Genomic DNA, 8405 nt, shown 5'->3' with positions numbered 1-8405 from the left:
AACACGGCCCAGGCCGCGGCCGCGGCGGCGAGCAACGCCGCCGACTCCGCGTCGAACTCGGCCACCCAGGCCCACAAGGTCGCCGACATCGCCCGTGCCTCCGACCAGGAGCGCCTCGACGAGCAGCAGGCCACCGAGATGGCCGCCGCCGACGAGGCCTCCCGCGCCGCGGACCTGAAGGCCAGGACATCGGCCTGGGAGGCCGGCAAGGCCACCCAGCTCGCGGCCGACACCGACCAGCTGATCAAGGACGCTCAGGCGCCCGGCACCGACTCCACGACCGCGCTGCTCAAGGGCCGCCAGGCCGCCCTGCGGCTGCTGGACTCCGGCGGCCCGTGGACCAAGGCCGCCGCCCAGACCGCCCTGGAGGGCGACGACACCGCCGTCCAGGCCTTCCTCGCCACCAACCTGAACGTGGCCCGGGACCGCGACGACCGCACCAGCGCCATGGCCATCGCCGAGGGCCCCGGGAAGATGGAACTGCGCCTCGCCGCGGAGACCGCCTCGGTCGGCACCCCCGACCAGGTGAAGGCCTTCCTCGCCACCGGCCAGTACCCGGGCAAGGACGACGACGACCGCGTCCAGCTCTCGCAGATCATGGCCGCCGGCGGACCTGGCGTGAAGGCCGCGGCGGGCAAAGCCCTGGACGGCACCATCGACGACGTCCGTGCCTTCCTCGCGGTCGGCCAGTACAAGGCCCGTGACGACGACAACCGCGTCCTGGTCACCCAGGCCATCGCCACCGGCGGACCGGAGGTCAAGGCAGCCGCCCAGGCCGTCCTGTCCGGCCCGGCGGACCGCCTGGAGCCGTTCCTGCAGACCGGGATCCTCAAGGCCCAGCAGCGTGACGCGGTGACCGCCGCCCACGTGGCCACCATCCAGTCCTACCTCGCCACGATCGACGGCTCGGTGGCCCAGGCCCGCCAGTACGCCGCCCAGGCCGCCCAGTCCTACGCCACCGCCCGCGGCGCCGCCAACGAGGCCGCCGGCTACGCCAACCAGGCCGCCCAGTCCGCCCAGCAGGCCCAGGACTTCGCCAACCAGGCCGCCCAGTCCGCGCAGGCCGCCCAGGCCAGCGCCCAGCAGGCCGCCCAGTACGCCCAGCAGGCCCAGGCCTCCGCGGCCTCCGCCAACGCCGCCGCCAGCCGCGCGAGCTTCTCCGCGAGCATGGCCACCGGCTACGCCGCCCAGGCGCAGCAGTACGCGGCCACCGCCAAGGCGGCCGCCGACCAGGCCCAGGCCTCGGCCGCGGCCGCCAAGCAGAGCGCCGCCGAGGCGGCCAAGGCCGCCGCCGACGCCCGGGCCGCCGTCTTCCAGAAGCAGCAGGCCGAAGCCGCCGCCGCCCAGACCCCGTCCGGCACCGCCGGCAACGAGGGCGCGAACGGCGACCGCGGCGACAACGGCGGCCGCGCCTACTACGTCGAGACCGTGCCCCACTCGGACATGACCTCGCAGACCGTCGACGACGGCATGTCCAAGTGCATCCAGGACGACCCCACCAAGCAGGGCATCCTGGGCCTGTTCAGCGACAGCAAGACCTGGCACAACGTCGGCGGGAAGAAGGGCCTGTTCTGCACCATCACGGTGAAGGTGAAGGTCTCCGGCACCGTCGACTACGTCATGCGGACGTGCCCGGAGGTCGGGCTCGGCCTCGACGCCTGCAAGGGCAAGTACCAGACGTGGGACACCGTCGTCCTGAGCACCCAGCACCTGGACGGCGTCCCGTACTCGACGACCGTCGACATGAGCTTCGACGACTACAAGCTCAAGTACGGGCCGGACGCGATCGCGAGCAAGATCCTCTTCGACCTGGTCGCCGGGGACTTCGTCAAGTGCTTCAACAACCCCGGCCTGAACGCCTCCTGCGGCTGGGCGGTCGCGACGCTCATCCCCGTCGGCAAGCTGACCGAGGCCGCCAAGGGCATCGTCGCATTCCGCTACGCGCTCGAAACCGGTGTCGGCATCGAGGACGCCAAGCTCGCCCTCCAGGCGACGCTGAACGGCTACAGCAATGCCATCATCGGCAAGCTCACCGACACGGCCGCCGCCGTCGCCAGGTTCCGCCTCACCCTGAAGGACGGTGTCGGCACCGACGCGGCACTCGCCGCCCTGAGCCACGACCCCAATGCCGACGCCGCTCTGATCCATCAGCTGCAGGGCGAGGCCAAGGTCGCCGCAGCCGCCTGGGCGTCCTGCCAGACCGGCAACAGCTTCCCGGCCGGCACGGGCGTCCTGATGGCGGACGGCACGAGCCGCCCGATCGAGCAGGTCCGCGTCGGGGACCGGGTGACGGCCACCGACCCGGTGACCGGAGCCACGAGCGCGCAGCGCGTCGAAGCCACCATCTACACCCCCGACGACCACGAGTTCACGGAGCTCACGATCGCGGCGCCGGACGGCTCGTCGGCGGCCGTCACCTCCACCAGCCACCACCCGTACTGGTCGGAGAGCGCCCGCGCCTGGCGCGTCGCCGCCGACCTGACCACGGGCGACACCGTCCGCACCCCCGAGGGCCGGGCCGTGCGGATCACCGGCACCCGGAGCTGGACCACGCTGCAGGCCGCCTACAACCTCACGGTCAGCGACGTCCACACCTACTACGTGTTCGCCGGTGCGACGCCGGTCCTGGTCCACAACGCGAACCCGCTCTGCCTGACCAAGATCGCCCTGGGCCTGGAGTTCACGAAGGAGAACAGCCAGCTGCTGGAGAAGTTCTCCGACTTCGTCAAGGCGCCGTGGCACCTCGACTGGGGCACCGAGGACTGGAAGGGCGTGGTCCGCCGGGCCCTCTCCCCGGACAGCAAGACCGAGATCCACTTCAATCTGGACGGGATCGACGATCCGAAGGCGTGGGCCAAGCAGATGGAGGGCGTGACGGACCCCAAGGAGAAGTTCACCGCCTGGGAGCTCGCCATGATCAAGGCCGCGCCCCCGGAGGTCCAGGCCAGGGTGATCTTCTACCGGAACAATGTGCGTCTGACGACGAACCCGCTGGACTGAGCGCCGGCAGATTGGAGGAACGACATGACGACGAGTCCGCTGCCGCTGGACCTGCAGAAGGACATGCAGGTCTGGTCCTACCGGGCCTCCCACCGGACGCTGGTGTTCCGCAGCTTCTGGCAGTCGGGGGACAGCACCGTCACGGAGGTCGAGTTCGTCAGCGTCGTGGCCATGAAGACGGTGTCGGGCTACCGGCAGCTGGCGATCCGGGAGGTGGACTCCGACCCGGAGATCGAGCAGCTGGTCGACGTGCCGAAGCCGCTGTCGCCCCGGTTCCTGAGGCTCCACCTCCTCAGCGACGGCGTGCCCTCGGGGTTCGTCGTCTGCGGAGACGTCCGGGTCCGTGAGGTGCCGGTGGACGAGTGACCCCGGGCCGCCCGGGGCGAAGGCACCGGGCGGCCACCGCGCAGGCCCCGCTGGACCCAGGTCCGGCGGGGCCTGCGGCCGTTCCGGCGGGGGCGGTTCAGCCTTGGCAGGCCACCCTGACCGCCGCCGCCGCGAGGTGGGCGTGGGTGGGCTGGCCGGAGCCCGTCCAGTCCTGGCCGCGGTTGTGGAGGCGGACGTCCAGCGGGCCGCCCCGGGGGCGGAAGGTGCCGGCGGCCACCCAGCTGCCGTGCCGGCCGACCTGGTCGACGGTGAACGAGCCGAGGTCGCGCCGGACGCGCCGGCCACCGTGTAGTACGCGGGGGCGCCGCCGACCTGCTGGACCGACGTCGAGTCCGGCACGTACACGGAGACGGCGCAACTCGCCGCGCCCGAGCCCGCACCGACGTCGAAGGTCCACAGCGCGTAGGTGCTGTTGTCGTCCTTGGCGCGGTCGCCGGACATCGGCACCGCGTCGTACTGGCCGTTGCAGGAATCGCCGGTGTGGCCACCGCTGTTGACGGTCACCCAGCCGTCCGCGCCCTGGCGGAACGCGCCGACCTCCTGGTAGTGCACGCCTGCGCCGGAACAGCCGGGCCCGGCGACGCCCCGGAAGCCGGCGGTGGGCTGGGACGCGGGCGGGGCCGCCGGGGCCGCCGAGGTGGGCACCGCGGCGGCAGCCGGGTTCCCGGTGGTGGCGTCCGGCTTCAGGAAGGGGGCCGGTCGTTCCCGTTCCCGCTCACCGGAGCCTCCCGTCAGCGGCGTCGACGACGTTCAGGACCTGCCGCAGTCCGGTGCGGGTCGTCCCCGACGGGGGCCGGGCCGGGTCGACGGCCACGGCGGGCCCTGCCGCACCGGTCGGCTGCGGCCGCGCGGGCACGGGCGAGGGCGGCGGGACGCGCACCGCGAGGAGCGCCGTCACGGCGAGGCCGACGGCCGCCGCGCAGCAGACCAGGGCCGGTTGCCTCCGTGTCGCCGTACTGGTCACGTTGCTCTCCCCGGGTGACGGTGTCCGCCTGGTTCCACGGCCCGCGACCGCCGCCCGGTTCACGGGGACCGGCGGGCCGTCGAACCCCGGAGGGGCCGCCGTCCGTGGTACCAGCTGAGGCCGGTCGGCAGCCGGCACGAGGACGGACGCGGGAGGAGAACCATGGCCTGGTACCAGGGACCGAGCCGGATCACGGTGACGGCGGTGGAGGGGCAGTGGCCGCAGCGTGCGGTGGTGACCGTCCGGGGCGGCGCGCCGGTCGAGATCCCGGGGACGGTCGGCGCGGTCCACCTGGTCGACGCCGCGAGCTGGCAGCTGGACCTGGAGCACTGCCACGAGGGCGAGTGGAGCCCCAACATCCGTGCCGTCCAGGGCCGTTGGCAGGAAATCCGGGGCGTGCCGACGCAGCTGGTGCACAGCCGCAACCGCGACCGGGCCGGCGACCGCCAGGACCGCAACCTCGTGCTGCGGATCGAGCGGGTCGAGCCGGGCGGCGGCGCACCGACCACCACACCCGGGCTTCCCACCGCCCGCCGCACCTCGACGGTCACCGCGCGGACCACGGCGGCGAGCGGACCGGTCGCCACCGCGGCGGGCCCGGGCACGCGCACGACCACCTCGACGGCCGGATCGGACTTCCTGCAGCCCGCGGCCCCGTCCCGCCCGACCACCTCCACCGGCTCGACGGCCGCACCGACCACCACGTCCTGGGGCGCCTGAGCGGGGCCGCCGCTACGGGCCGCACTGTGCCAGCTGCGCCCTCACCCGCTCCACCTGCTTGGTCATCCGTCCCTGCTCGGCGGCCGGTTCGAGCGCCCGCTCCCAGTGCCGGCGGGCCTCGGCCGTGTGCCCCCGGTCGTACAGCACCTGGCCCATGACGTCGGCGAAGTCGAACTCCGCGTGGGCGTGGTTGCCCTGGGCCCGGCCGAGCTCCAGGGCCCGGTGGATCTGCGCCACCGCCTCGTCGGAGCGGCCGAGTTCGCGCAGCACCTGGGCGTGGGTCTTGGTCGAGATCACCAGGTACGGATCGGACTCCCGGCCCGTCAGCAGGGCCAGCGACTCCTCGATCGGGGCGAGGGCGTCCGCCGCCCGGCCGCTCGGCCGTCACCGACCGGCCCAGGCCGGCCCGCAGCGACCGCTCGGCGAGCTGTTCCAGCGCCTCGACCCGCAGCCTCTCCAGCCGGCCGACGGCGAGCTCGCGGATCGCGTCCGAGCCGCAGCCGGCGAGGGCGGGCCCGCGCCAGAGCGCGAGCGCCTCGCGCAGCAGCGGCACGGCGGCCGCGTCCCCGGCGGTGTCCGGGGCCTGCGCGCGGGCCCGGTCGAGGAGCCGGTCGAGCCGGTGGGCGTCGATCAGGTCCGGGTCGGCGTGCAGGACGTAGCCGGGGGCGCGGGTGTCCAGCCGGAGGCCGTCCGTCAGGAGCGTGCGCAGCCGGGCGACGTGGCCTCGGAGCGCGGCGCGCGCGGTGGACGGCGGGGTGTGCTCCCAGGCGAGGCCGAGCAGCCGCTCGACCGGGACGACCCGGTTGGCCTCCAGGGCGAGCGCCGTGAGCACGGCCCGCCGCCGGCCCCCGCCGACGTGGACGGCCTCGCCGTCAGCGGTCCGCAGTTCCACCGGCCCCAGCAGGAGAATCCGCACGCCGCACCTGCGCCCTCGTCGTCCTCGGCCCCCCGGACTGCACCCTTGCCGGAGCAAGCACAGGCCCTTCGACCGGGGGGCGGAGCGCGACGCCGGTGGGCCGTTCACGGGCGCTGGAAGGCCACCTCCGGGTTCACCGGCGACGGGCCGTCGAGCAGGGGCTGGTGGAGACCCTTCAGAGTCTGGTCGAAGAACGCTCCGACGTACTCCCGCGTCAGTTGCATCCCGCGCTCGGGCGAGGTGGTCACGCCGGGAGGGAGCGGGAGGCCGGCCTCGGTGGCGAGGATCGGCACGTCCGTGAAGCTGGCGTGCGCGGTGCCCGCGACGGCCAGCCAGGGCTTGTAGCAGTCCCAACCCGCCCAGGTCTGTCCCCACGACGTGTCCCCGCCACCGGCGGAGTGGTTGCTCTGCTTCCCGAGCAGGAGGAACGCACGCCCCTTGAGCTCGTCGGCCGGAACCGGGGGGAAGAACGTCCCGTCCATGTTCACCCCGGCCAGGATCCGCCGGTCCTCGGCCATCGCGGTCAGGGCCGACGCGCCGCCGATCGAGTGCCCGGCCATGCCGATGCGGTCGCGGTCGATCAGGCGCGCCAGCCGCCAGGCCGGGTGGTGCCCGGTCAGCTGGTCCACGACGAACGACACGTCCTTCGCCCGGCTGCCGGGGAGCGAGTCCGGCGCCCCGCCCGCGCAGAGGGTGCATCCCGGGGTGCTGCCGTCGGCGAGCGTCTCGCCGGAGTCCTCGTAGGTGTGACCGACCAGGGCCACGACGTACCCGTGGCTTGCCAGGTCGGTGGCCAGGCCGGTCAGCGTGGCGCGGGGGTTCTCGAAGCCGGGGGAGAGGACCACCAGCGGGAACTTCCCGCCCGCGGCCTTCGCGCCGGTGTACGCGTAGGTCCGGGTGCCCACGAGGTCCTGCGGCCGCAGACCGGTGCCCGGCGGCACCCGCGTCGCGAGGAAGTTCTGGGCCTCGCCGGCGGTCATGTACGGAGCGGCCTCGCCGGTGTCGTGCCGGGCCGGGTAGAACATCGACACCGTCAGCTGCCGCGGCCCGGCCGCGGGCACCCACGGATCGGTGCGGTTCGGGTCGGTCAGGTGCAGCACCTCCTCGCCGACCGCGAACGGCCCGGTGGGGCGCGGCAGTTCACCGTGGAAGGCGGCGGGCGCAGAGGCGGCGGCGGGCTGCGCGGGCGAGGCCGGAGCGGCCCCGGCCAGCGGGAGCGGAAGAGCGAGGACGAGGGCGGCGACGGCTGCGGCGCGGCGGTATCGGTTCATGCCGTTGAGATTAGGTTCGGGGCCCGGATCCCGAATCCGCCCGCGGATGCAAGTTCTGACGGGCAATCATCCATGCGGATCAGCGGCGTCATCCCTGTGGATGACCACCCCGTTGCCTGCTCGGCTTGTCGCCGATCTGCCAGTCCCTCGCGGCCTGCGGCCGGGAACGCCCGGACCGGTCGTCGATCAGCAGCGCCAGCAGGTCGAGCGTGGTGGCGCTGATTCGCGGTGCTCGGCGTCCGGACCGGCGGTGCCACGTCCTCGTTTCAGCATGCCGCCGCCGCGACGAGTGGATCGCCGCCGGCGTGATGGAGACCCTGCGCGTGCTCGCAGTTGACGGACGGCTACGGCATACCGCTGGTCACCGACCCGGCGCCGGCGAACACTCGCGATCACACCTTGCTGCCCGCGACCCTCGACCGTTTCGCCGCCCTGGAAGTAACTCTGGGGCCGCTGCCCGAGCACCCAAACCCAGACATCAGGGACTCCACGAAAGCCAGAGCAGCTCACCCTGGCCAGCGTCATCATCACTGTCCGCTGCCTAATCCGACGGGCTTGGACCCTCTACCGCTGGGAAAGCCGGCCTCGAAGCCCTCGCATCCGATGATGCCTGACCCGGGTGGATTCACCTCGCGATCTGCCATCGATGACGGAAGATCGCGGCGCGCCGTCAGGCAGCCTGCTAGTCATCAGCTCTGGCTGCAAGCACGGCTGCTGCGCTGACCTGCCGGTGGCCCTCCTCGTCCCGGGACCAGATCCACGCCTGACGTTCGCGAGGGAACGTCCTGCTCGGGTAGGCGAACTCCAGGACGGCGACAACATTGGACATCCGCCAGCTCAGCATGGGGCCTGACGCTTCGGTGACCTCGCTGAGGTTGTCCAGGTGTCGGGCGATAGCGAGGCCGCCGCCGTCGATCGGCCACGGATCCCAGGCGGAGACCTCGTCCTCGACGGCGTGGGACTCGATCCGGTGGATCATGGATGCCTCCGTCTCCTGGAAGACACCATCGCCGGAGGTGTTCTCGACTCCCACGCGCCCGTCGGTGTGGACGAGATAACGGACCGGGTGGGCAGCGGACGGTCCTTCCCAGTCGAAGAACCAGCCCCGCACGGGATCGGGCCACACATATGACCCCAGCTCGTGGTG

Annotated in this window: 8 protein-coding genes and 2 pseudogenes; 4 read left to right on the top strand and 6 right to left on the bottom strand. The window is 73.2% G+C overall.

The genetic code is table 11. The features are described from left to right. The coding region (locus tag ACWCXH_RS32275; protein ID WP_449805043.1) for a polymorphic toxin-type HINT domain-containing protein at positions 1-3000 on the top strand (3000 nt) is incomplete at its 5' end. Positions 3001-3024: 24 nt separating this feature from the next. After that, positions 3025-3366: a hypothetical protein gene (locus tag ACWCXH_RS32270; protein WP_449805042.1), complete on the top strand. Its 342-nt coding sequence runs from the start codon at positions 3025-3027 to the stop codon at positions 3364-3366. Positions 3367-3463: 97 nt separating this feature from the next. Here ACWCXH_RS32270 and ACWCXH_RS32265 read toward each other — a convergent pair whose 3' ends face one another. After that, positions 3464-3604, bottom strand: a complete 141-nt coding sequence (locus ACWCXH_RS32265; RefSeq protein WP_449805041.1) for a hypothetical protein — start codon at positions 3602-3604, stop codon at positions 3464-3466. 498 nt (positions 3605-4102) lie between these two features. Next, a complete protein-coding gene (locus ACWCXH_RS32260) occupies positions 4103-4351 on the bottom strand; it encodes a hypothetical protein (protein ID WP_449805040.1) in 249 nt (82 codons plus the stop codon). A gap of 162 nt (positions 4352-4513) precedes the next feature. Here ACWCXH_RS32260 and ACWCXH_RS32255 point away from each other — a divergent pair, with 162 nt between their 5' ends. Beyond that, positions 4514-5071, top strand: a complete 558-nt coding sequence (locus ACWCXH_RS32255; RefSeq protein WP_449805039.1) for a hypothetical protein — start codon at positions 4514-4516, stop codon at positions 5069-5071. Between the two features lie 12 nt (positions 5072-5083). Here the strand turns inward: ACWCXH_RS32255 and ACWCXH_RS32250 are convergent, their stop codons facing one another. The 3 genes and pseudogenes from ACWCXH_RS32250 to ACWCXH_RS32240 all read right to left on the bottom strand — a co-directional run bounded on the left by ACWCXH_RS32250 (position 5084) and on the right by ACWCXH_RS32240 (position 7258). After that, positions 5084-5368: a tetratricopeptide repeat protein gene (locus ACWCXH_RS32250; RefSeq protein ID WP_449805045.1), complete on the bottom strand. Its 285-nt coding sequence runs from the start codon at positions 5366-5368 to the stop codon at positions 5084-5086. Between the two features lie 103 nt (positions 5369-5471). Continuing rightward, positions 5472-5903, bottom strand: a pseudogene (locus ACWCXH_RS32245) (AfsR/SARP family transcriptional regulator); the annotation flags it as partial. A gap of 188 nt (positions 5904-6091) precedes the next feature. Continuing rightward, positions 6092-7258 (bottom strand): alpha/beta hydrolase family protein, encoded by a 1167-nt coding sequence (locus ACWCXH_RS32240; protein ID WP_449805038.1) that lies wholly within the window; start codon positions 7256-7258, stop codon positions 6092-6094. A 327-nt stretch (positions 7259-7585) separates the two neighbouring features. Here ACWCXH_RS32240 and ACWCXH_RS32235 point away from each other — a divergent pair. Continuing rightward, a pseudogene (locus ACWCXH_RS32235) lies at positions 7586-7865 on the top strand (hypothetical protein); the annotation flags it as partial. Between the two features lie 75 nt (positions 7866-7940). Here the strand turns inward: ACWCXH_RS32235 and ACWCXH_RS32230 are convergent. After that, a complete protein-coding gene (locus ACWCXH_RS32230) occupies positions 7941-8237 on the bottom strand; it encodes a hypothetical protein (protein WP_449805037.1) in 297 nt (98 codons plus the stop codon). Positions 8238-8405: the final 168 nt, after the last annotated feature.

The sequence above is a fragment of the Kitasatospora sp. NPDC001660 genome, from assembly GCF_053596725.1.
The sequence above is the reverse complement of the archived record's forward strand: the minus strand, read 5'-3'. Positions and strand labels throughout refer to the sequence as shown.

Bases quoted from the DNA above. Each gene is read 5' to 3' on its own strand.
- ACWCXH_RS32270 (WP_449805042.1), top strand. From the start codon at position 3,025: ATGACGACGAGTCCGCTGCCGCTGGACCTGCAGAAGGACATGCAGGTC.
- ACWCXH_RS32255 (WP_449805039.1), top strand. From the start codon at position 4,514: ATGGCCTGGTACCAGGGACCGAGCCGGATCACGGTGACGGCGGTGGAG.
- ACWCXH_RS32230 (WP_449805037.1), bottom strand. From the start codon at position 8,237: ATGATCCACCGGATCGAGTCCCACGCCGTCGAGGACGAGGTCTCCGCC.
- ACWCXH_RS32240 (WP_449805038.1), bottom strand. From the start codon at position 7,258: ATGAACCGATACCGCCGCGCCGCAGCCGTCGCCGCCCTCGTCCTCGCT.